The organism is Janthinobacterium sp. NKUCC06_STL (assembly GCF_019345455.1).
GTDB lineage: Bacteria > Pseudomonadota > Gammaproteobacteria > Burkholderiales > Burkholderiaceae_D > Janthinobacterium > Janthinobacterium rivuli.
The window spans coordinates 1524843-1547162 of record NZ_JAHKQY010000001.1; the positions used below are offsets into that span (position 1 = coordinate 1524843).

The following is a 22320-nucleotide window of genomic DNA, read 5'->3' on the forward strand; positions in this document are numbered from 1 at the left end:
TGCGGGCCTGCCCTTACACCGTGGCGTGCGCGTGGCTGCAGTAATCGTGGCCCTTGGCCTGCACGTTTTCCGAGGCCGGGTAATACACGCCGCAATGGGCGCAGCACAGCATCAGCTCGGCATCCGGCAATTCCTGCGGCCGGCCCGGTGGCGCAAACGGATTCGGCTGCTGTTGCTGCTGCGCGCGAGCGCGCTGCTGCATGCCACGGATCTTGCTGCGGATAGCAAACAGCACCAGGAACACCAGCGCCAGCCAGAATAAAACACGTGTCATGCGAATCCTCGGTGTAAAACCACTTCCAGTACAAAACGGCTGCCGACATAGGCCAGCAACAAGGTGGCGAAACCGGCCAGGGTAAAGCTCAGGGCCGTCTTGCCGCGCCAGCCGCGGAAGCGGCGCCCTGCCAGCAGCGAAGCAAACAGCAGCCACGACAGCATGGTAAACACGGATTTGTGATCCCAGTTGAGCGCCTTGCCAAACAGTTGTTCGGAAAATACGATGCCCGACAGCACGGTCAGGCTGAGCAAAATAAAACCCAGGCCGATCATGCGGAACAGCAGCTTTTCCATCGTCAGCAGGGCCGGCAGCTGGTCCAGCGCCGTGCCGATGAAGCCGCGGCTTTCGCTGCGCGTATGCAGACGCGACTCCTGCAGCGCCATCAGCACGGCGTGAAAGGCGGCAATCGTCAGGGTGCTGTAGGCGAGCACGGCCACGGCAATATGCCAGCCGAAAACGGCCGACTTGCCTTCCATGTTGACCTGGCTGCCCGGAAAGGCCCAGGCCAGGCCGATGGCGAGGACGGCGCTGGGCATGACCATGCGGCGCAGTCCGTCCAGACTGAAATTGCGGTTCTCTATCCAGTAGGCGCCCACCGACACCCACAGCGCGGCCGACAGCATGGCGGAAAAACCGAAGCGCAAGGTGCCCGGCGCCATCAGGTCGAACCACAGGGTGGCGGCGTGCGCCAGCCAGGCGACGCCGGTCAGGCCGGCAATGAGCCGGGCACGGGACGAAGGAAGCACCGCGCACGCCGCGTACAACAGGGCGGCGATGAAAAAGAAATAGATCTGCATAGTTTAAGTTTACACCATAGCCGGCAAGCGCGATTCAGGCGACAGCCCGGGTGACAGGCACGACGCCGCCATCCAATGCCGCAAGCCTGCCATGATATCGCGCCTGAGGCATGACGGGGTGGCGTACCCTCAAGATTTCGGCAATCTTTCCTGCGGCGCACGGTCGCCGCGCCGCAGCCACGTTGCCATCCCGATGAGCCAGTCCTATAATTATGTCCACATAGCAATATTTATCCACCCTTACGCCACCGCCCCTCGCCATGTCTTTTCGAAAATTGTCCTGGACCTGTCTCCTGCTGGCCGCCTGCACTCTATTTAGCGGCTGCATGAAAGATGCGCCTTCCCAATCCACGTACGAGGAATACTTCCGTACGTCCATCCAGAGCTATGACCTGTACAAGGAATACTTCGACATCGCGAAGCTGGAAAAGCTGAATGGCTGGAAAGAAAACGAACAGTACGAAATCAAGGGCTCGGCCGTGCTGCGCGCCAAGGTGGGCTACCTGGAATTGCTGGCCGACGTGGCCAACAAGCTCGAGGCGGAGGCGAAGACGGACAGCTCCGTGGGCATGACCATGGGCCTGGGCCTGATGGCGCGCAGCATGGGCGGCGAAAACAAAGTTTTCCACGAATTCTGGGTACGGCAGCAGGAAAAGAAGGCGATCCCCGCGCCCCTGCTGGCCCGCCAGGCGGCAATGACGGCCGAGCGTTTCGAGAACCTGCTGCAGTGGTCTGACCAGATCGTGCAAGACAATTACGGCGCCATCATCAACCGCCAGCTCAAGAAAGGCGATGAGCTGACCCGCATCTACACGCTGAGCTTCCGCCAGACGGAGAAGGGCTGGATGGGTTTTAACGCCCGCTAAGGCCACTCCTCCATCAAAAAACCTCCGCGCCATCGCTGGTCCGGAGGTTTTTTTCATGGCTGCCTGATTTACTTCACGTTCAGGCTCTTTTTCGCCTGTTCCAGCAAGTCCGTCTTGACCCAGTCCTTGGCCACGGGCGGCTTCGTCATGCGGCCCACGCCCGTTTTCACCATCACGTCGGTGGTGATCTGGATATGCTCGGGCGAGATGTCATATGAATACGGCGAATTGCTGATCGCGTCGTCGAAGTCATCCTTCGTGATCTGGCCGCGGAACACCACTTCGCGCACATACTTTTCCGCCGTCGCCTTGTTGTCGATAAAGGTCTTGGTGGCTTCGACGAAGCAGCGCATGAATTTTTCCGCCACGGGACGGCGTTCCTTGTAAAACTTTTCCGTCATCACCATGGTCCGCACGGGTTCGCCGATCGGCGTGTCGTACGGTTTGATGACTTCGGTGCCGAAGCCCTTGTTGATGGCCTGCGACGATTGCGGCTCCGACTGCATCATGGCGTCGATATTCTTGCCCATCAGCGCCTGGTTCAGGTCGGCGTAGGCGAGGAACACCAGTTGCACATCCTTGCCCTTGGTTTCGGAATACGTCAGGCCCGCTTGCGACAGCTCGGCCAGCAGCAACACTTCCTGGATGCCGCCGCGCGTCACGCCCACGCGCTTGCCCTTGAGTTCCTTGACGCTGGCGATCTTTTGCCCCGCTCCGCCCACCAGGCGCGCGCCGCCCTTGGCAAAACCGGCCACCACGTAGATCGGCGCGCCGCCGGCGCGGCCGGAAATGGCCGCTTCGGATGCCGTCGCACCCACGTCCAGCTCACCCGCGATAATCGCCTGCATCACGTCGAGGCCCTTGGCGAAGATATGCTCTTCGACCTTGATGCCGCACTTGGGCGCGATTTCCTTGATGTACGACACGGCGCCGTAATGGGCGAATTTCAGATTGCCCAGGCGTACGACTTCCTGCGCCTGCGCCTGCACGGCGCCCAGGCCAAACGCCAGCATGAGGGCGGCGGCGATACCGGTCTTCAAAGTTGATTTTTTCTGCATCGGGTTCTCCTGTGGTGGTTGGTGTGTGCCCGCAAGGGCACGCGAATCACTGCTTTTTTATTATGGGGAGATAGTACCGTGTGTTAAGCCAGGAGCAATCTTTTTTATTGCACGATGACTTAAGCGAGTGCAAGCTATGTCCACTGTCAAAGCGGAAACAAGTTCTGCGCGATGAAGTCCACGAACACCCTGAGCTTGGGCGACAGATGTTTGCTGGAGGGCCACAATATGCGGAATGTGGTGCGGTCCTGGTTGTATTCGTCCAGCACCGTGACGAGCCGGCCTTCGTCCAGCTGACGACGCACGGCGATGTCAGGCACACAAGCAATACCGAGACCTTGTTCGGCAAAGCAGATCTGCGGATCCAGCGAATTCGTGACCATGCTGCCCGGTAGCTCCATGGAGAGGGGTTGATTGTTCCTGCTCAACGGCCATGCGTCCATTTTGCCCGTCGTGGGATAGCGGTACAGCAGGCAGGCATGGTTGACCAGGTCTTCCGGTTGCTGCGGAAGTCCCGCCTCCTGGAAATAGCCGGGAGCGCCGACGATGACTCGTCGGTAAGCGCCCAGCGTGCGTGCCATCAAGCGGGAATCGCTGGGTTCTCCGGTACGGATCACGGCATCGAAGCCTTCCTCGATCACTTCCACCAAACGATCCGAACAGTCGATGTCCAGCGCGACAGCGGGATAGCACCGCTGGAAGGCCGCCAGCCTGGGCATGAACAAGGTGCCGAGCGATGGCAGACTGATGCGCAGCTTGCCATGCGGGGCGCTTTGCGTTTGCAAGAGTTCGGCTTCGGCCAACTCCACCTCACAAAGGATGCGGCGGCAGCGCTCCAGGAACAACGCCCCTTCCGATGTCAGGCTGATGGTGCGCGTAGAGCGGTGGAACAGACGAACCCCCAGGCGCTCCTCCAGCCGCGCGATGGCCTTGCTGACGGCGGATGCGGAGATGCCCAGCTGCTGCCCGGCCGCGGTGAAGCTGCGGGCCTCCCCCGCGCGTACGAAGAGATCAAGAGAACCAAGATTTTCCATTTATGCCCATCAATTAATGACGGTTATGTCACATATATTGTTCACTTTAGCCTATTTTTCTTTTATTGGTAAGCAGGCAGCATACGTACTGATACTTCACACAGAACCAGAACGACTTCAATTTGAGGAACCTAGTTTATGCATCAGACAACAACATCCGCTCGACACAAGAGCGCCGAGCGATTGCCCTTGGGTGGACTGCTTGCCTTGGCCATGGCAGCCTTTGTCACGCTGCTGACCGAGATCATGCCGGCGGGATTGCTTTCTTCCATTGCGCAAGGCTTGAGCGTCTCTGACAGCCTGGCAGGCCAGTTCATTACCGCCTACGCGGTCGGTGCGCTGGTCGCCGCGATTCCCGTCACCATGCTTACGCAAGGCATGCGGCGGCGTCCCTTGCTATTGACGGCGATCTTCGGCTTTGCGCTTGTCAATCTCGTCACCGCGCTGTCCGACAGCTATGCCGTCTCTCTGGTGGCGCGCTTCTTCGCCGGTGTCTTCGGTGGAATCGTCTGGACGCTGCTGGCTGGATATGCGGTGCGCATGTCGCCGTCTCATCTCGGCGGACGGGCGATTGCGATATCCGGTGCCGGCGCGACCATCGCGCTGGTGCTCGGTGTGCCGCTCGGAGCGCTACTTGGCCGCGCCATCGGCTGGCAAGGCGCGTTTGGCCTGATGAGTGCCCTGGCACTCTTGCTCATGCTGTGGATCATTGCCATCGTCCCCGACTTCCCTGGCCAGAGCAAGGGGCAGCGCCAAGCGCTTTCCAGCATATTTTTCAAGACCGGCATTCGCGCCGTGCTGTTCGTGGTCCTCACCTTCGTTGTTGCCCACAACATTCTCTACATCTATATTGAGCCATTGCTCGTGCCTTCGGGCTTGTCAGCGAACGTGGAAACCGTCCTGTTCGTGTTCGGACTGGGTTCGATCATCGGCCTATGGGTCGTCGGTGCCATGGTCGATCGTCGGCTGCAGTTTCTTGCCGTGGCAAGCGTCATGGTCTTTGCCGCCGCATCCCTGCTGCTGGGTCTTTGGGGCGACCTGTCGCAAGTGGTCTACCCCTCTGTGGCGGTATGGGGCCTCGCTGTGGGCGGTTTTGCCACGATCACTCAAACGGCCTTGTCCCGCTTTGCCGGCGAATCGGTTGATGTGGCGCAATCGATGTACACGACGGGCTGGAACACGGCGGTGGCCAGCGGCGGCGTGGTCGGCGGAATTTTGCTTGACCGGTCAGACGTGGCGTCGTTCGCATGGACCGTCATCGGATTTCTCGCCGTCTCGTTGCTCGCTACAGTCTTCGCCATGAACAAGGCGTTGGCAGGCAGGAGTTGCAGCGGAAGTTGATGCGTGCGGCCGCGCCGGCGCCATGCCTGGCCGCGATGGCAGGCACTGCGCCGGCGCTTTTACAACAGCCGGCCTTACTGGCCAGCCAGCGCCACGACCGGGTCGAGTCCCGACGCCTTGCGCGCCGGCATGAAGCCAAACACCAGCCCCGTCACCACGGCGCAGGCAAATGCGCCGGCGATCGCGCTCAGGGAAAAAATCACCGGCACGTCCCATACCAGCAGCAAGCCGGCCACCGTCACGCCGACCACGATGCCGGCCACGCCGCCCACCACCGACACCAGCACGGCTTCGGTGAGGAACTGGCGCAGGATGTCGCGCCGACGCGCGCCCGTCGCCATGCGGATGCCGATTTCGCGCGTGCGCTCGCGCACCGTCATCAGCATCACGTTCATGACGCCGATGCCGCCCACCACCAGCGAGACGGCGGCGATCAGGCTGAGCATCATGGTCATGTTGTCCTGCGTCTTGGCTTCCGCGGCGATCGACGCGGCCGCGTTGCTGATGCCGTAGTCGCGGATGCGGTGGCGCTCGAACATGGTGGCGTCGACCGCCGCCTCCACCTCCGTCACGCGCTTGACGTCAGCCACCGCCATGACGGTGTACGTCGGCTCGCGCTGGCCGAAGACGCGGATGCCTGCCGTGGAAAACGGCAGCAGCAGCACGTCGTCTTCATCCTTCTCGCCCGTCAGCGCGCCCTTCGCGCTCATCACGCCGATCACCTGGAACGGCACGTTGCCGATCAGGATATTCTGCCCCACGGGATTGGCCACGTCGGGCATCAGCTTTTCCGCCAGGTGCGCGCCCAGCACGGCCACGGTGGCCATCTCGCGCTCGTCTTCCTCGGTAAAGAAGCCGCCCTTGGCCACGGGCCAGGTCTGGATCTGCGGCAGGGCCGGCCCCGTGCCGCGCACATAGGTCTGCACGTCGAGGTTACCGTGGCGTATCACCTTGTTGCCCGTGACATTCGGCAGCACGTGGGTGATGCCCGGCACGTCCTTGAGCGCATCGAGGTCGGCCAGGGTGATGCTGCGCCCCGGGATGCGCGAGCTTTCGCCACGCGACGCCATGTACAGCAGGTTCGAGCCGAAGGCGCCCAATTGGGCCATCACCTGCTGGCGCGTGCCCAGGCCGATGGCCAGCATGACGATGACGGAGGCGACGCCAATGACGATGCCCAGCAGGGTCAGGCCCGTGCGGAAGCGGTTGATCCACAGCACGCGCCATGCCGCGCGCGCCGCGTCGAGCAATTCCGTGCCCAGCGACGCACCTGTATCGTGCGCGGCGCGCGACATGTCCAGCGGCGGCAAGGCCGTCGACGTGGCGGGAATGGCGATGGCGCCCGAGTCTGCGATGATTTCGCCATCGCTGATCTCGATCACGCGGCGCGCCTGGGCCGCCACCTTGCGGTCATGCGTGATGAGGATGATGGTGTGGCCCGCGTCCGCCAGTTCGCCCAGCAGCGCCATGACTTCGGCGCCGCTACTGCTATCTAACGCCCCCGTCGGTTCATCGGCGAGGATGATGCGCCCGCCATTCATCAAGGCGCGCGCGATCGACACGCGCTGCTGCTGCCCGCCCGACAACTGGTTCGGCCGGTGATCGAGCCGTTCTCCCAGTCCCAGGCGCTTGAGCAGCGCTGCGGAACGCGCATGGCGGGCCGCGGCCGGCATGCCCGCGTACAGGGCCGGCACTTCCACGTTTTCGCGCGCCGATTCCGTGGCGATCAAGTGATAACCCTGGAAGACGAAGCCGAACGCTTCGCGCCGCAGCCATGCCAGTTCATCGGGATTCAGGCTGGCCACGTCCTGGCCGGCGAAGCGGTAAGTGCCGTCGCTGGGCCGGTCCAGGCATCCGAGCAAATGCATCAGGGTCGACTTGCCGGAGCCGGACGCGCCGACGATGGCGACGAATTCGCCGGCGCCAATCGACAAAGTCAAACCGCGCAGCACTTCCACGGCCGGCGCGCCGTCATGGCCGCCGTAGCGCTTGCGGATGCCCTCCAGTTCAATCAGTGGCGCCGGCTGGCCAGGCTCTCCTGCTTGTCCCAGCGACCTGGCCTCGCTCATCGCGCTCACAGCTGGAACCTGCTGCTGCCGCTGCTGGATGGCTGTTCGCCCGTGACCAGCAATTCGCCTTCACGCAAGCCTTGCAGCACTTCCGCGCTGAGGCGGTTGCGCACGCCCACGGTGACGGCGCGCGTATCGACCTTGCCGTCCGCATCCATCACGCGGGCCGTGAACTGCCCCGGCTTGGCGCCTTCCTCGGTCGATGGTTTCAGGGCCGGCAAGGGCACGGCCAGCACATTGTTTGCCGCTGCCGTGACAAACACCACCTGCGCCGTCATCTGCGGCATCAGTTCGCCATCGGCGTTATCCACGTCGAACAGCACGGTATATAAAATCACCTTGCTGGTCGACGGCGCCAGGGCCGTGCCGGCGGCAGAACCACCGGGCACTGGCGGCGCCGGCAGCACTTGCCGCACCTTGCCGCTCCAGCGCCGCTGGTCGCCGCCCAGGGTGGTGAAGTACACGGGCATGTCCGGGCGCACGCGGCGCACGTCCGCTTCCGACACTTCCGTCCACACCGTCATGGCCGACAGATCGGCGATGCGCAGGATGTTCGGCGTCTGGTACGTGGCGTTCAGGGTTTGCCCTTCTTTCGCGTCCAGGCCCACCACCTTGCCGGCCATCGGCGCGTAGATGCGCGTGTAACCGAGGCGCGCCTCGTCCGCCTTCAGGCTGGCCTGGGTCTGGGCTATCTGCGCCTTCAGGTGATCGATCTTGGCGCCGGCCGAGGCCAGCGTGGCTTCGGCCGTTTCCAGGTCGGCCAAGGGCGTGGAATCGAACTTGGCCATCTGTTTCTGGCGCACATGCTGCTGGCCCGCCAGGCGGTGCTGCGCCTGCTGGTCGGCCAGCTGCGCGCGCAAGCCCGCCAGCGCGGCGCGGCCCGCGTCGACTGTCGCCTGCTGCACGCTGGGGTCGATCTCGGCCAGCAGCTGGCCTTTTTCCACGGCGCTGCCCGGCTGCACGTGCAAACGCGTGATCTGGCCCGACACTTGCGCGCCCACGTCGACATAGGTTTGCGGCTGCAGGGTGCCGATGGCCGTGACGCTGGCCTCAATGTTGCCGCGCTTGACGGGCGCCGTGTCGAACACGGTTTTCGGGCCGCGCGTGGCCCACAGTGCGCCGGCGCCGAACAGCGCCAGCAAGACCACGCCGCCCAGGATGCGGGCGCGGCGGGTAGGCAGGCGGGCCGCCATCAGGCAGCCGCTTTCAATACATTCAACACATCAATCGGTGTCGCCAGGCGTGAAAAGTGCATCGGTCTATCCTTGAAAATGGCGGTGAATATCACCGCAGGAACGTCACAAGACCTGCCAGCGCGGCGACGGCTGCCAGCAGGGAACTACGAAACAGCAAGCGGGGGGCATACGGCAGCAGCAGGGCCACCAGCAGCGCGCCGGCACCGATGAATCCCAGCCAGGCGACGACGCCGACGGTCACGCTCCAGCCGGCCACGCAGGGCCAGATGGCCAGCGCCAGCAGGACGGTGCCGGCCAGTTGCAGCGCGCGCCGCACGTTTGGCGCCGCGTCCCGGCCCCAGACCTGGCCATGGTGGCGGTCCATCGCCAGCGACAGGCTGGCCATGCCCGCATACGACAGGCCCAGCGCGCACAGGATGGTATTGATCATGACTGTCCTTCCGTAGTGACGTGCAGGCTGGCCGTGGGCGCGGCGTTTTCCCTGGCGGCCGCTTTTTTAAGCGGTTTTTCCTTGCGCTTGTGGACTTTCCATGCGCCCCAGGCGGCCAGCAGGCCGAAGGCCATGCTGCCCAGCTCCACGCCGGCGCTTTCCCAGTCGCCGCGCGCGATCTGCGCCGCCAGGTTGTCGCCCGTGCTCAGTACATTGAGCACCGGCAGCAGCAGGCACAGGGCGGCCAGCAAGCCCAGTTGCTCGATCCACGCGCGCTTTTCCGCGCGCAGGCAGGCGTGCACCAGCATCACAAACCACACGCCGAAGAAGGCCCGCAATTCCCAGCCGGCGCGCTGCTCGATGCCGACGGGGATCAAACGGTTGGCCCACAGGAAGCCCGCGCAGGCGATGGACAGGCCGGCGATCGCCGCCACGTTCAGGCAGGCGATGACGCGGTACACGCGCTGCGTGTAGGCGCCGAACTCGCCGCCCGACTTCTGGCGGCGCTTGACCATGAACAGGATGGCGCCCGTGCCCATCATGGCCGTGCCGGCCAGGCCGCAGAAGAAGTACAGCCAGCGCATCGGCGTGCCGCCGAAGCCCACCATGTGCAGGTTCGACATGACGGAGCGCGTCAGGCCCGCGCCGCCCGTATCCGACTCGCCGGGCAGGCGCAAGGCGACCTGCTCGCCCGTGGCCAGCGCATAGCAGGCCCGCCCCGTGTTGGCGCTGAGGCGTTCCATCGTATCCGTCTCTTCATTCCAGCCGTACATGCACACGCGCATGGACGCGTCGTTCGGGTTGTCCAGCACCACGGCACGGATTTCCTGGCCGATGGCCTGTTCGGCGCGCAGCGCGAACGATTCCAGCGCGGGAATGGCCAGCGGCTGGCCCGTTTTCACGGGTTTACCCACATCGTTCCAGTCGGCCAAAAAGGCTTTCTTGGCATTGTCCATGCCGTATTGCGCCACCACGGGGGCCGGCACATAGTCATCGCTGAAGAAGGCCAGGCCCGTGTAGGCGATCATGAACTGGAACGGCAAGGTCAGCACGGCCACCGCGTTGTGCGCGTCGAGCCACGAGCGCTGGCCCTTGGCCGGGCGGAAGGTGAAGAAATCCTTGAAGATGCGCTTGTGCGTGATGACGCCGCTCACCAGCGCCACCAGCATGATCATGGTGGTGATGGCGACGATCCACACGCCGATGCGCCCCGCGTGCAGCTCGTAGTGGAAATCGACGAAATGGTGGCCGCCGATGGTCTCGCGCGCATTTTCCTCGCGCGCATGTTCGACGACGGCGCCCGTCAGCGGATCGAGGTCCGCCGAGCCGTAGCCGCCGGCGGGCTGGAACCAGTAGGCGGACAAGCCGTGGCCGGGACGCTGCACGGGCCAGATTTCCCACATGTCCGCCTTCGGATGTTCCTTGGCCATGAAGTCGAGCGCCAGTTCCAGGCGGTGCCCACGGTCCGTGACCTTCGGCAGCGGCGGATCGTTCGCATGCGCCGCCTCTTCGAGCGCGTGTTCGGGCGTCATCCAGTGGCCGATCGGGTCGTCGAAGACGGCCAGGGTGCCGGTCAGGAAAATGGCGAACAGCAGCCAGGAAATCCACAGGCCGCTCCACGTATGCAGCCAGGCCATGGCCTGGCGCAAGCCGCCCTGCTGCGGCGTTTTCACCACTTTATCTACCTTGACGGCGTTCATGCGGCACCTCGCGACAGCAGCAGGCCAAGGCCGCCGCAGACGATGGCCGGCAGCAGCATGCCCAGCCAGGCGCGGCGCAGATCCTGCACGGCAAAGACCCAGATCACGGCGCAGGTGTAGACGACGAAGGCGCTCAGGGTGGCCGTCAGCACGGCTTCGGCGCGCGACAGCGGCAGCACGGCGGCCAGCAGCACGGCCACGCCGGACGTCAGTGCATAGCCGCCAAAGACGGCGGCCAGCACGCGCGAGAACAACATCATGTGGGCCGATTTCATCATCGCGGCGCTCCCTGCGGCATACGCTGGCGCGCGCCATCGCGGGTCAGATTCAACTGCACTTCCATAAGCCATGCATCCTTCATCAAGATAGATCATTCAAAAGCGATTATTTACAGTGTGTAGTTCAAGGTCAGCATCAGGTTGCGCGGCGTGCCCACCAGGTTGCCTACCACATCGGAGTAGATGCTCTGGTAGTAGCGCTTGTCGAGCGCATTGTTCACGTTCAGGCGCAGCTCGGCGCGGCTGTCGATCTGCCACGCCGCGTTCAGACCCACGATCGCGTAGCGGCCCTGGCGCAGATGGTAGGTGCCTTCCTTCGACTCGGTCGCGCCCTGCCCGTACACCGAAGCGCCGATGCGCCAGCCCTGCGCCGCGCCGGACAGGCGGTAGCTGGTGGCCAGCTTGAGCTGCTGGCGCGGATAGCGGCTGTTGAAGTCCTTGCCGATATTGGCCGGATCGCTGTCGCGCGTAAATTGCGCCTTCACATACGTAAAACCGGCCGACAGCTGCCAGTCGGGCGTCAGCGCGCCCGCCACGTCCAGCTCCACGCCTTCGCTGCGCACTTCGCCCGACGCGCGCTGGCAATAGCCCCACGTGCTGCCGGGGCAGGGATCCGGGCCGGCCAGGTCGTCCACACCGCGGTTTTGCTGGCGGATCTGGAACACGGCCGCGCTGGCATTGAGGGCGCCGCCGAAGTATTCGCCTTTCACGCCCGCTTCATAGTTGGTGCCGCTGATCGGCTTCAATGGCTGCGCATTGGCGTCGGTGGCCGCTTGCGGCTGGAAGATCTCGGTCCAGCTGGCGTACACGGAATGCTGCTTGTCGAGGTCATACACGACGCCGGCGTACGGTGTGAATTCGCGCGCCACCGAGTAGCCGGCATCGTCCTTGTACCAGCTCACGCGCCCGCCCAGCACCAGCGACAGCGGCTCGGCCAGGCGCATGCGCGTGCCCGCATACACGCCGCTTTGCTCGGTGATGCTGGCCGTGCCCCACTGCGCGTAATTGATGACGGGGCGCGCCACGCTGCCCGCATCCCAGTGGTAGGGGTCGATCACCGGCGCGCTCGCTTGCCGGGTGTACGCCGCCCAGCCGCCATAGCTGTTTTTCGACGATCGGCGGTGGCTGGCGCCGACCGTCAGCTCGTGCTCGCGGCCAAACAGGCTGTAGCTGCCGCTGGCATACGCGTCATAGCTGGTATTGGCCAGTTCGGCGCGGTAGCTTTGCGAATTGAAGCGCAGGGTGTCGCCGCGGCGGTTGATGCCGGAAAACGTCGTGTCGATCTCGGGCGTCTTGCGCGTGGCGGCCAGCTTGGCCTTCCAGCCATTGCCGAAGCGGTGTTCGAGTTCGGCGAAGATGGTTTTATCCGTCTGGCGCCAGCCATCGAAGTCGGTGCCCAGGTAAGTCGAGCGGGGCAAGTTCAAAAAGCTGCCGTCGGCGGCCGTCACCATGCCCGTCGCGACGCCGTCGTTATCCGTCTTGCGGTAGTGTGCGCCCAAGGTGACCGTGGTGTCGGGCCGCAAGTCGGCTTCGATGATGCCGTACAGCTGGTGGTTGCGGCCATGCAGCACGTCGACAAAATCCTTCTTATCCTGCACCGTCGCGACGATGCGCCCGCGCAGAGTCTTCGCTTCATTGAGCGCGTTGGCCGCATCGGCTTCCAGGCGGTAGTTGCTCCAGCTGCCCACGCTGGCAGAGAATGACGCTTGCGGCGTGGCCGTCGGGCGCTTGCGCACCATATTGATGGCCGCGCTGGGCGTGCCGCTGCCCGTCATCAAGCCCGTGGCGCCGCGCACCACCTCGATGCGGTCGTAGATGGCCAGATCGTCATTGTCGCCATTGAAGGTGCCGTTCGCGCCCAGGCTGGTAGGCAAGCCATCGAACAGGATGTTCTCGACGGGGAAACCGCGCGCGCTGAAACTGCCCGAATCACCCGTAAAGTTGCCCTTTTGCATGACCAGCCCCGTGATCGACTGCACCGCGTCGTCCAGGGTCGTGATGCCCAGGTCGTCGATCTGCTGGCGCGTCAGCACGCTGACCGACTGCGGCGTCTCGCGCAGCGACAGGTTCAGCTTGGTTGCCGTATTGCTCACGCCTGTCGTGTAGGAGCCGCTGCCTTCTGTTGTCGCATCGCGCCCTGCCGTGACGGACACGCCGAGCATGGTCTGTTCGGCAGCAGGGATGGCAGGCGTGGCCTGCTGCGCCAGCGCCGGCAGGCTGGCGGCCAGGCACAGGGCCGCAGCCGCTTGCGCCAGCGGACGCAATGCGCAGTGAGGAGATGGCAAACTGACAAAATTCAAAGCGTGAAACATGCAAGTTCCTGATAGTAGTGGCGTCATCAGACGGTGAAAAACAGGCGCCCTACTCTGTAGGTGCCGCGAAAACGAAAAACGGGCAGTCCGGCTGCAAGTATTTTTTGTGGGGTACTACGGCGCCGGTTCGACGCTGACCCAATACCGCGTGCGGCTGCGCACCTGCACCGGCAGCGAATTGGGCAGCATGTTCAGGATGCGCTGGGTATCGGCCAGCGGGAACACGCCCGACAGGCGCAGCTGGGCCACTGCCGGTGCGCAATCGATCACGCCGGGGCGGTAGCGGGCCAGGTCGGCCAGGAAATCACCGAGGGTCACGTCGTCGACGATCAGCTGCCCGTGCGACCAGGCGTGCGCATACGCATCGATGGCGTGCGGCGCGTCTGGCGCCTGGCGGGAAAACGCCACGCCGTGGCCGGCCGCCAGCAGCAAGGGCGCGCCGCTGCCGTCGCGGGGCAGGATTTCAACGGCGCTTTCCAACACGTCCACGGTGCTGTAGTCATCCTGCTGGCGCACGGCAAAGCGCGTGCCCAGCGCGCGCACCAGACCTTCGCGCGTGGCCACCACCAAAGGCGCGCCGCTGCCGGCGCCATGGCCGCTGGTGACAAGGATCTCGCCAGCCAGCAGCTCGATCAGGCGGCGGCTGGCGTCGAAACGCACGTTCACGGCCGAAGCCGTATTCAGGCTGAGCACACTGCCATCGGCCAGCACCACTTCGCGCCGCTCGCCCGTGGCCGTGCGGTAGTCGGCGCGCAGGGCGCGCACGCCATCCCAGGCATCCGTCTGCGCGGCCAGCATGCCGCCGCCGGCCGCCACGCCCAACCACGCCAGCAACTGGCGCCGCTTGCCGTTGACGGCTTGCTGCTGCGTGCCGGCCAGCGCCTGCGCGGCCGCACCGCGGTGCAAGCTATTGAAGCGCTGCGATACGGCTTCGATATGCCGCCAGGCCCGTTCGTGTTCCGGGTCGGCCTCGCGCCAGCGCTGCCATGCGGCCTGCTGCGCCGCGTCCATCTCGCCCGACATCAGCATGGTCAGCCACTCGGCCGCCTGCTGCTGCACGTCCTCGCTGATGGCTGCCGCGGCCACGGGTGCTGCCACCGTGCTCATGCTGGCAGGGAGAAAAACACCTGGCGGTTGGCGCGCGTCAGGTATTGCTTGACCGAGCTGGCAGACACGTTCAGGCGTGCGGCGATCTCGACATAGCTGAGGCCTTCCAGCTGCGCCAGCAAGAACGCCGTGCGCACGGGCGCCGGCAAGCCATCGAGGGCCTGGTCGATTTCCTGCAAGGCTTCCAGCGCCAGCAGCCGTTCTTCGGGCGCGGGCGCCAGCTCGGGCGGCAGGCAGGCCAGCGCCTCCAGATACGCGTCTTCCAGCACTTGCCGGCGATGGCGGTGCGCCACCAGACGGCGCGCGATGGTAGCGAGAAACGGCCGCGCTTCGCGGATCTGCGGCGCGGAATCGGCCGTCAGCACGCTGATGAAGGTGTCTTGCGCCAGGTCCGCCGCGTCGCCTGCATTGCCCAGCTTATGCCGCAGCCAGCCCTGCAGCCAGCCGTGATGGCTGCTGTAGAGCGCGTGCAGGTCTTGTTGCTGTGCAAAATCGGCGGCCGACATGGCATCCCTTTCCGCCCGGGCGTGCGGCGCCCGAGAATGTAAATAAGAATTATTCTCATTCTAACCGCGTTCCTGCCATTCATGCAATCGCGGCATTGCCAGAAATACCAACTAATTCAAAAGCAGGCCAACCGCCAGGCGGCGCAGCGCGGGACCGCCGGCGACCCGCGATAAGGTAAAATGGCGCCCATCGTCCGGCTTGCGCCGCCCACTCCCAAGCTTTTCATTGCAGGTTCATCATGCTAGATAATCTCACCCAACGGCTTGCCAAAGTCGTCAAGACCATGCGCGGCGAGGCGCGCCTGACCGAAGCGAACACCGCCGACATGCTGCGCGAAGTGCGCCTGGCGCTGCTCGAAGCCGACGTCGCCCTGCCCGCCGTGCGCGAATTCATCGCCAAAGTCAAAGAAAAAGCCATGGGCGAGGATGTCATTTCCTCGCTCACGCCAGGCCAGGCCCTGGTGGGCGTGGTGCAGCGCGAGCTGGCCGCCCTGATGGGCGCCGACCTGGGACCGGAAGCGTCGCAGATCAGCTTTGCGCAGCAGCCGCCCGCCATCATCCTGATGGCCGGTTTGCAGGGTGTGGGTAAAACCACCACCGTCGGCAAGCTGGCGAAGTACCTGAAGGAAGAAAAGAAGAAGAAAGTACTGACCGTCTCGGCCGACGTGTACCGTCCCGCCGCGATCGCCCAGCTGCAATCGGTCACCGCCCAGGTAGGCGCCGACTTCTTCCCGTCCGCCAGCACGGACAAGCCGGTCGACATCGCCCTGGCTGCGCTGGACTGGGCGAAAAAGCATTACCACGACGTGCTGATCATCGATACGGCGGGCCGCCTCGGTATCGACGAAGAGATGATGCGCGAAATCGCCGCCATCCACGGCGCCGTGAAACCGATCGAAACCCTGTTTGTCGTCGACGCCATGCTGGGCCAGGACGCCATCAACACGGCGAAAGCCTTCAATGATGCGCTGCCCCTGACCGGTATCGTGCTGACCAAGCTCGATGGCGATGCACGCGGCGGTGCGGCCCTGTCCGTGCGCCACATCACGGGCAAACCGATCAAGTTTGCCGGTGTCTCGGAAAAACTCGACGGCCTGGAAGCGTTCGACCCGACCCGCATGGCCAACCGCATCCTCGGCATGGGCGACATCCTCGCCCTGGTGGAAGAAGCGCGCAAGGGCGTCGACAGCAAGGCGGCGGCCGACCTGGCGCAAAAAATCAAGGTCGGCGGCAAGTTCGACATGAACGACTTCAAGGCGCAACTGGGCCAAATGAAGAAAATGGGCGGCATGGCCAACCTGATGGACAAGCTGCCGGCCCAGTTCCAGCAGGCGGCAGGCGGCAAGAATATGGATCAAGCCGACAAGCAGGTGCGCCGCATGTGCGGCATCATCGACTCGATGACGCCGCAGGAACGCGCCAAGCCTGAACTGATCAAGGCCACGCGCAAGCGCCGCATCGCCGCCGGCGCCGGCGTGCAGGTGCAGGAAGTGAACCGCATGCTGACGCAATTCGAGCAAATGCAGACGATGATGAAGAAATTGTCGGGCGGCGGCATGATGAAGATGATGCGCTCGATGAAGGGCATGATGCCTGGCATGAGGTAAGGCGTCAGAATCCCCGCTCACGGGGATTCTGACGGCCTTCGAGATGCCGCAGCATCTTCGTTTGAAACGCAAAAAACATCGTTATAAATAATGCCGGATTGCATTTTCATGTGTCCGGCATCACTCTTCCCTCCCCCAGCAGCGCCCCTCCCCGCATAGCCAGCAACCATGCCATTTACGGGCAAAAACGCCGTTCTGCGCTCCCAAGCGGTGCGCCCGGGCGACAGCATGGCCATTTCCCTGCATTTTCCTCGTGAAAACGTGAAAAACACTTGCATACAAGGTAAATCCACACCAATATTAGCCGTGCGATTAATTGCGCAATTTCCCATGTGTTTGTTAAGGAGGCTCGAAGATGGCAACAGCCAAAAAAACCCCAGTAGCAGCGCCAGCCAAAGCAGCAGCAGCCAAGCCTGCAGCCGCCAAGAAAGCAGCACCCGCAGCCAAAGCAGCAGCTAAACCAGCAGCGGCGAAGAAAGCGGCAGCACCGGCAACACCACGCAAGCCAAACGCAGCATTCATGAAAGCAATGACGCCATCGAAAGAGCTGGCCGCCGTTGTTGGCGCAGCACCACTGCCGCGCACGGAAGTGACCAAAAAGGTATGGGATTACATCAAAAAACTCGATCTGCAAGATCCGGCCAACCGCCGCATGATCAATGCGGACGACAAGCTGAAAGCAGTTTTCGGCGGCAAAGCCCAAGTCTCCATGTTTGAAATGACGAAACTGATCTCCGATCATTTGAAATAATCAGATACGCACAGGGCGTCTACGCCGTGTGAGTGCCCCGCCGCTTTACTGCGAGCGGGGCATTTTTTTGCCTGCCGTTCAAGCGGCCGGCTTGAATTCCCACTGCCGCCACGCCGCCCTGACCGCATTCGGATACTCGGCCCTGCCCCGGCTGCCGTTATACCGCCCCAGCGCCAGATACAAATCCCCTCGTTCCATATCCAGATACATGCGCAAGATCGCGCAGCCGTAGCGCAGATTCGTCTGCATGTGAAACAGCTTGCTGCGGTCATGGTCGCCGATGACACCCGTCCAGAATGGCATCACCTGCATGTAGCCGCGCGCGCCGGCCAGCGAGACGGCATATTTGCGGTAGGCCGATTCGACCTGGATCAGGCCCAGCACGAGGGCCGGTTCCAGGCCCGCGCGGCGCGCTTCATACCATACGGTTTCCAGAAATTCCGTGCGCAGCTGGGCGTCCGGCAGCTTGCGCTGCAGGCGCGACGACATCTGCGTCAGCCATTGCTGGTAGCGCTGCAAGTCGGCGGGCGTGGCAAATTTGGGTTGCGGCGGGCGTTCGTCGCGGATCGCGTGCGACAGGGCCAGCCGGACGGAGTCGGCCAGCGCCTCCTCCTTCTGGTTGCCGGCCTGCGCCGGAGAGACGCAGGCCAGGCCGGCGGCCAGCGCGAGCGCGCCAGCCGTCTTGCTTACAGATAAACGCTTCACTGCGCCATTTTGCCCTGGATGAAGGCGACGATCTCGTCCGGTGCCACGCCAGTCGCTTCCGCGTCGCGGCGGCCCTGGTATTCCAGCTTGCCTTCTTTCAGGCCGCGCTCGCCGATGACGATGCGGTGCGGCACGCCGATCAGTTCCCAGTCAGCAAACATGGCGCCAGGGCGCAAGCCGCGGTCGTCGACGATGACGTCCACGCCAGCGCCTTGCAGGGCCGCGTACAGCTTCTCCGTCTCTTCCTTGACCAGTTCGCTACGGTCCATCCCCATCGGGCACAGCACGACCTCGAATGGCGCGATCGACGCGGGCCAGATGATGCCCTTGTCGTCGAAGTTCTGTTCGATGGCGGCGCCCAGGATGCGCGTCACGCCGATGCCGTAGCAACCCATCTGCAGCGGCGCAGGCTTGCCGTTTTCGTCGAGGAAGGTGGCTTTCATGCTTTCCGAGTACGCCGTACCCAGCTGGAACACGTGGCCCACTTCGATGCCGCGCTCGATGGCGAGTGCGCCCTGGCCGTCCGGCGAAGCGTCACCGGCGACGACATTGCGCAAATCAGCCACGATGGCAGGCTCGGCCACGTCGCGGCCCCAGTTGGCGCCCGTGTAGTGGAAACCGGCCTCATTCGCGCCGCAGACGAAGTCGCTCATGTGGGCGACCGTGCGGTCCGCCACCACGGTGACAGGGGCTTGCGTGCCGATCGGGCCCAGGTAGCCAGGAATCGTGCCGTAAACTTCCAGGATTTCCGCTTCCGTGGAGAAACGATGACCGGCCAGGCCGGCAACCTTGCCCACCTTGATGTCGTTCAATTCATGGTCGCCGCGCAGCAGCAGCATGAAGTGCTGTTTCGTGACTTTCTCGTCCTTGCCCGTCGTTTCCACCGTCAGGGCGATGGTTTTCACGGTACGCGACAGTTCCAGGCCTAGCAAGGCGGCCACGGTTTCGCACTTGACGGTGTCCGGCGTGGCCGTTTTCGTCAGTGCCTGGGCGGCGGCTGGACGCTCACCGGCTGGCGGCAGCGCTTCGGCCGCTTCCATGTTGGCGGCGTAGTCGGAGGTCGGGCAGTACACGAGCGCGTCTTCACCGGTGTGAGCGATGACGTGGAATTCATGCGAACCGGAACCGCCGATGGCGCCGTTGTCGGCTGCCACGGCGCGGAATTTCAGGCCAAAGCGCGTGAAGATGCGCGTGTAGGCGTCAAACATGACCTTGTACGACGCTTGCATGCCGGCCAGGTCGCGGTCGAACGAGTAGGCGTCCTTCATCGTGAATTCGCGGCCGCGCATCAGGCCGAAGCGTGGGCGGCGCTCGTCGCGGAACTTGGTCTGGATGTGATAAAAGTTCAACGGCAGCTGGCGGTAGGACTTGATTTCCGTGCGCACGACGTCGGTGATGACTTCTTCCGATGTCGGCTGGATCGCGTATTCGCGGCCGTGGCGGTCTTTCACGCGCATCAGTTCGTCGCCCATCTTGGTCCAGCGGCCCGTCTCTTGCCACAGTTCGGCTGGCTGCACGAGCGGCATCAGCAGTTCGATACCGGCGGCTTTGTTCATCTCGTCACGGATGATGGCTTCCACCTTGCGGATCACGCGCAGGCCCATCGGCATGTAGGTATAGATGCCGGAACCGAGGCGTTTGATCATGCCTGCACGCATCATCAATTGGTGGCTGACGATTTCCGCGTCAGAAGGTGCATCTTTAAGTGTGGAAATAAAAAAACGGGAGGCGCGCATAACGGTGAATTCTTTTTAAAAAGAGAGGGTTATAATCAACCTAATTTTAAAGGATTAGCTGGCTGATGCGTCCATACTTTACACAAATGCGCTCAATTGGTGCGATTCCGGCGCTTTTCGCACCCCGAAAAGGTCACCGGCTTGCGAAGTTGTGGGTAATTATGTAAAAAAAGACGCACTGTCGCAGAAAGTTTGAGGTGCATTATGCTCGACCGTGAAGGGTTTCGGCCCAACGTCGGCATCATCCTGCTAAACGCCCAGAACGAGGTGTGGTGGGGCAAGCGGGTGCGCGAGCACTCATGGCAGTTTCCGCAAGGCGGTATCAAATATGGCGAAACACCGGAACAAGCCATGTTTCGCGAACTTGAAGAGGAAATCGGACTCAGACAGGAACACGTCAAAATTGTCGGCCGCACCCGCGACTGGCTGCGCTATGAAGTGCCAGACCACTTCATCAAGCGCGAGATTCGCGGCCATTACCGTGGCCAGAAGCAGATTTGGTTTCTGCTGAGAATGTGCGCGCGCGATAACGACGTCAATCTGCGCCTGACCGACCATCCCGAGTTCGACGCCTGGCGCTGGCATGAATATTGGGTCCCGCTCGATGTCGTCATTGAATTTAAGCGCGATGTTTACCAGCGCGCCTTGCAGGAGCTGTCCCGCTTCCTGACCTGGCCCGTGCATGGCAACGCACAGCAAGCGCACCGCCACACGTCGCGCTACCTGCGCCAGCCCCATGCGCCACGGGCGCAGGATGGTACGGCACTGGCCAAGCCTTGCGACGGCATCGCCGCCGAAGGGTGTACGCCGGAGCTGATTCTGCCAGGCAAGGAGTAGTCCGCCGCACCATGAACGCACTCTCCCACGCAAAAGGGGCAGCCTGAACAGGCTGCCCCTTTTTTCATGCCGGCAGGAAACTTCCCTGCCGGTCAGGCTGACTTAGTTTGCCGCAGGCGCCGGTGGTGGCGCTGGCGCTACATCCAGGGTGATCGCTTTCAAGCCCAGGATATTGCTGCTGTAGTGGCGGATCTTGTTGGCCAGGGCCGGATCGTTGTTCAGCTTTTGGCCATACGACGGCACCATTTCCACCATCTTCGCTTGCCACTCCGGCGTGGCCAGACGGCTCTTGAATGCCGTTTGCAGCACCTTGATCATGATCGGCGGCGCGGTCGAAGCGCCTGGCGATGCGCCCAGCAGGGCAACGATGCTGCCATCGGCGGCGCCGACGACTTCCGTGCCGAACTGCAGCAAGCCGCCTTTGACAGGATCATCCTTGACGATCTGCACGCGCTGGCCGGCGTTTTGCAGTGTCCAGTCTTCCATCTTGGCGTTCGGCAAGTACTCGCGCAGGGTGTTCAAACGATCTTCCGGCGAGTTCATGACCTGTTCCACCAGGTATTTCGTCAGTGGAATATTGTCGTAGCCGGCTTGCAGCATCGGTTTCACATTGCCCGTGCCGATCGAGGCAGGCAAGTCGATCCACGAACCGTTTTTCAGGAACTTGGTCGAGAAGGTGGCAAACGGGCCAAACAGCAGGGCTTTCTTGCCGTCGATGATGCGCGTATCGAGATGCGGTACGGACATCGGCGGCGAACCGACGGACGCCTTGCCGTAGACCTTGGCCGCATGCGCCGCCACCAGTTCCGGATTCGTGGTCACCAGCCATTGGCCGCCGACCGGCACGCCGCCGTAGCCCTTGGCTTCAGGAATGCCCGATTTTTCCAGCAGCGGCAGCGAACCGCCGCCGGCGCCGATGAAGACAAACTTGGCGCGCATGGTTTTTTCCTTACCGGCGGCCAGGTCTTTCACCGTCACATTCCACACGCCATCGGCGCCGCGTTGGATGTCTTCCACCTGGTGGCGCAGGTGCAGGACCATGCCATGGCTGTCCGTCAGGTATTTGACGAGACCGCGCGTGAGGTTGCCGAAATTGACGTCGGTACCGATTTCCATGCGCGTCGCGGCCACTTTCTGGCCCTTGTCGCGGCCTTGCATGACGAGCGGCGCCCATTGCTCGATCTGCGCCTGGTCTTCCGAGAACAGCATGCCCTTGAACAAGTTTTCCTTTTGCAGCGCAGCGTAGCGCTTCTTCAAAAAGGCAATATTGTCGTCGCCCCATACAAAGGCCATGTGCGGCACGTTGTTGATGAAGGTCTGCGGCGCGCCCAGATGCTTGTTGGCGACCTGATAAGCCCAGAATTGCTTGGAAATTTCGAATTGCTCGTTGATGGCAACGGCTTTCTTGGTCTCGATGCTGCCATCGGCCGCTTCCGGCGTGTAGTTCAGTTCGGCAAACGCCGAGTGGCCCGTGCCTGCGTTGTTCATCGCATCCGAACTTTCGGCGGCCACGGAATCAAGGCGCTCGACCATTTCCATCGTCAGCGACGGATCGAGTTCCTTGAGCATGCTGCCCAGGGTGGCGCTCATGGTACCGGCGCCGATCAACAGCACGTCGACCGGTTTTTCGGACGAGGCCGGCGGGGTCTTGTTACATGCCGCCAGGATCAGGCACGACATCAAAAGTAATAGCGATTTACGCATACGTAACTC

Annotated in this window: 20 protein-coding genes; 5 read left to right on the forward strand and 15 right to left on the reverse strand. The window is 63.1% G+C overall.

From position 1 onward, the window contains the following. Window positions 1-13: 13 nt before the first annotated feature. Both KO539_RS06940 and KO539_RS06945 read right to left on the reverse strand, forming a co-directional pair. Window positions 14-274, reverse strand: a complete 261-nt coding sequence (locus KO539_RS06940; RefSeq protein WP_219308035.1) for a PP0621 family protein — start codon at window positions 272-274, stop codon at window positions 14-16. Further along, window positions 271-1074: an inner membrane protein YpjD gene (locus KO539_RS06945; RefSeq protein ID WP_035822139.1), complete on the reverse strand. Its 804-nt coding sequence runs from the start codon at window positions 1072-1074 to the stop codon at window positions 271-273. The genes KO539_RS06940 and KO539_RS06945 overlap by 4 nt, the downstream gene beginning before the upstream one ends. A 326-nt stretch (window positions 1075-1400) precedes the next feature. Between KO539_RS06945 and KO539_RS06950 the strand changes: the two genes are divergently transcribed. Then, window positions 1401-1940: a hypothetical protein gene (locus KO539_RS06950; RefSeq protein WP_219308037.1), complete on the forward strand. Its 540-nt coding sequence runs from the start codon at window positions 1401-1403 to the stop codon at window positions 1938-1940. Window positions 1941-2008: 68 nt separating this feature from the next. Here the strand turns inward: KO539_RS06950 and KO539_RS06955 are convergent, their stop codons facing one another. After that, on the reverse strand, window positions 2009-2953 hold the full coding sequence (locus KO539_RS06955; RefSeq protein WP_219308656.1) for an ABC transporter substrate-binding protein: 945 nt from the start codon (window positions 2951-2953) through the stop codon (window positions 2009-2011). Window positions 2954-3144: 191 nt separating this feature from the next. Continuing rightward, window positions 3145-4032: a LysR family transcriptional regulator gene (locus tag KO539_RS06960; RefSeq protein WP_219308039.1), complete on the reverse strand. Its 888-nt coding sequence runs from the start codon at window positions 4030-4032 to the stop codon at window positions 3145-3147. Between the two features lie 138 nt (window positions 4033-4170). On the opposite strand from KO539_RS06960, the gene KO539_RS06965 reads away from it, so the two are divergent. Continuing rightward, window positions 4171-5373 carry an MFS transporter gene (locus KO539_RS06965; RefSeq protein WP_219308041.1) on the forward strand — a complete coding sequence of 401 codons (1203 nt, stop codon included), beginning with the start codon at window positions 4171-4173 and terminating at the stop codon, window positions 5371-5373. Between the two features lie 74 nt (window positions 5374-5447). Here KO539_RS06965 and KO539_RS06970 read toward each other — a convergent pair whose 3' ends face one another. From KO539_RS06970 to KO539_RS07005, 8 genes are all read right to left on the reverse strand, one after another. Then, entirely contained in the window at window positions 5448-7442 is a 1995-nt protein-coding gene (locus KO539_RS06970) for a MacB family efflux pump subunit (protein WP_219308043.1), read from the reverse strand. Window positions 7443-7447: 5 nt separating this feature from the next. After that, window positions 7448-8635: an efflux RND transporter periplasmic adaptor subunit gene (locus tag KO539_RS06975; protein WP_219308045.1), complete on the reverse strand. Its 1188-nt coding sequence runs from the start codon at window positions 8633-8635 to the stop codon at window positions 7448-7450. A 91-nt stretch (window positions 8636-8726) separates the two neighbouring features. Then, window positions 8727-9068, reverse strand: coding sequence for a DUF3325 domain-containing protein (locus KO539_RS06980; protein ID WP_219308047.1), 342 nt, complete (start codon window positions 9066-9068; stop codon window positions 8727-8729). Continuing rightward, a complete protein-coding gene (locus tag KO539_RS06985; RefSeq protein WP_219308048.1) occupies window positions 9065-10768 on the reverse strand; it encodes a PepSY domain-containing protein in 1704 nt (567 codons plus the stop codon). Before KO539_RS06985 ends, KO539_RS06980 begins: the two co-directional genes overlap by 4 nt. Further along, entirely contained in the window at window positions 10765-11046 is a 282-nt protein-coding gene (locus KO539_RS06990; protein ID WP_219308050.1) for a hypothetical protein, read from the reverse strand. The genes KO539_RS06985 and KO539_RS06990 overlap by 4 nt, the downstream gene beginning before the upstream one ends. A gap of 110 nt (window positions 11047-11156) precedes the next feature. Further along, window positions 11157-13358 carry a TonB-dependent siderophore receptor gene (locus KO539_RS06995; RefSeq protein WP_219308052.1) on the reverse strand — a complete coding sequence of 734 codons (2202 nt, stop codon included), beginning with the start codon at window positions 13356-13358 and terminating at the stop codon, window positions 11157-11159. 114 nt (window positions 13359-13472) lie between these two features. After that, on the reverse strand, window positions 13473-14465 hold the full coding sequence (locus tag KO539_RS07000) for a FecR domain-containing protein (RefSeq protein ID WP_219308054.1): 993 nt from the start codon (window positions 14463-14465) through the stop codon (window positions 13473-13475). Next, window positions 14462-14971, reverse strand: coding sequence for a sigma-70 family RNA polymerase sigma factor (locus tag KO539_RS07005; protein ID WP_219308056.1), 510 nt, complete (start codon window positions 14969-14971; stop codon window positions 14462-14464). Before KO539_RS07005 ends, KO539_RS07000 begins: the two co-directional genes overlap by 4 nt. Window positions 14972-15210: 239 nt before the next feature. Here KO539_RS07005 and ffh point away from each other — a divergent pair, with 239 nt between their 5' ends. Next, a complete protein-coding gene (ffh, locus tag KO539_RS07010) occupies window positions 15211-16578 on the forward strand; it encodes a signal recognition particle protein (protein WP_096237853.1) in 1368 nt (455 codons plus the stop codon). 355 nt (window positions 16579-16933) lie between these two features. Further along, window positions 16934-17329, forward strand: coding sequence for an SWIB/MDM2 domain-containing protein (locus tag KO539_RS07015; RefSeq protein ID WP_071653383.1), 396 nt, complete (start codon window positions 16934-16936; stop codon window positions 17327-17329). Window positions 17330-17407: 78 nt separating this feature from the next. Here KO539_RS07015 and KO539_RS07020 read toward each other — a convergent pair whose 3' ends face one another. Together KO539_RS07020 and KO539_RS07025 are read right to left on the reverse strand one after the other, a co-directional pair. Beyond that, window positions 17408-18034, reverse strand: a complete 627-nt coding sequence (locus tag KO539_RS07020) for a lytic transglycosylase domain-containing protein (RefSeq protein WP_219308057.1) — start codon at window positions 18032-18034, stop codon at window positions 17408-17410. Further along, complete coding sequence (locus KO539_RS07025) at window positions 18031-19770, reverse strand: proline--tRNA ligase (protein WP_219308059.1); 1740 nt, start codon at window positions 19768-19770, stop codon at window positions 18031-18033. The genes KO539_RS07020 and KO539_RS07025 overlap by 4 nt, the downstream gene beginning before the upstream one ends. 204 nt (window positions 19771-19974) lie before the next feature. On the opposite strand from KO539_RS07025, the gene KO539_RS07030 reads away from it, so the two are divergent. After that, entirely contained in the window at window positions 19975-20607 is a 633-nt protein-coding gene (locus tag KO539_RS07030; RefSeq protein WP_034780273.1) for an RNA pyrophosphohydrolase, read from the forward strand. Window positions 20608-20709: 102 nt separating this feature from the next. On the opposite strand, the gene mqo is transcribed toward KO539_RS07030, so the two are convergent. Next, a complete protein-coding gene (gene mqo / locus KO539_RS07035; RefSeq protein ID WP_219308061.1) occupies window positions 20710-22311 on the reverse strand; it encodes a malate dehydrogenase (quinone) in 1602 nt (533 codons plus the stop codon). Window positions 22312-22320 lie beyond the last annotated feature (9 nt).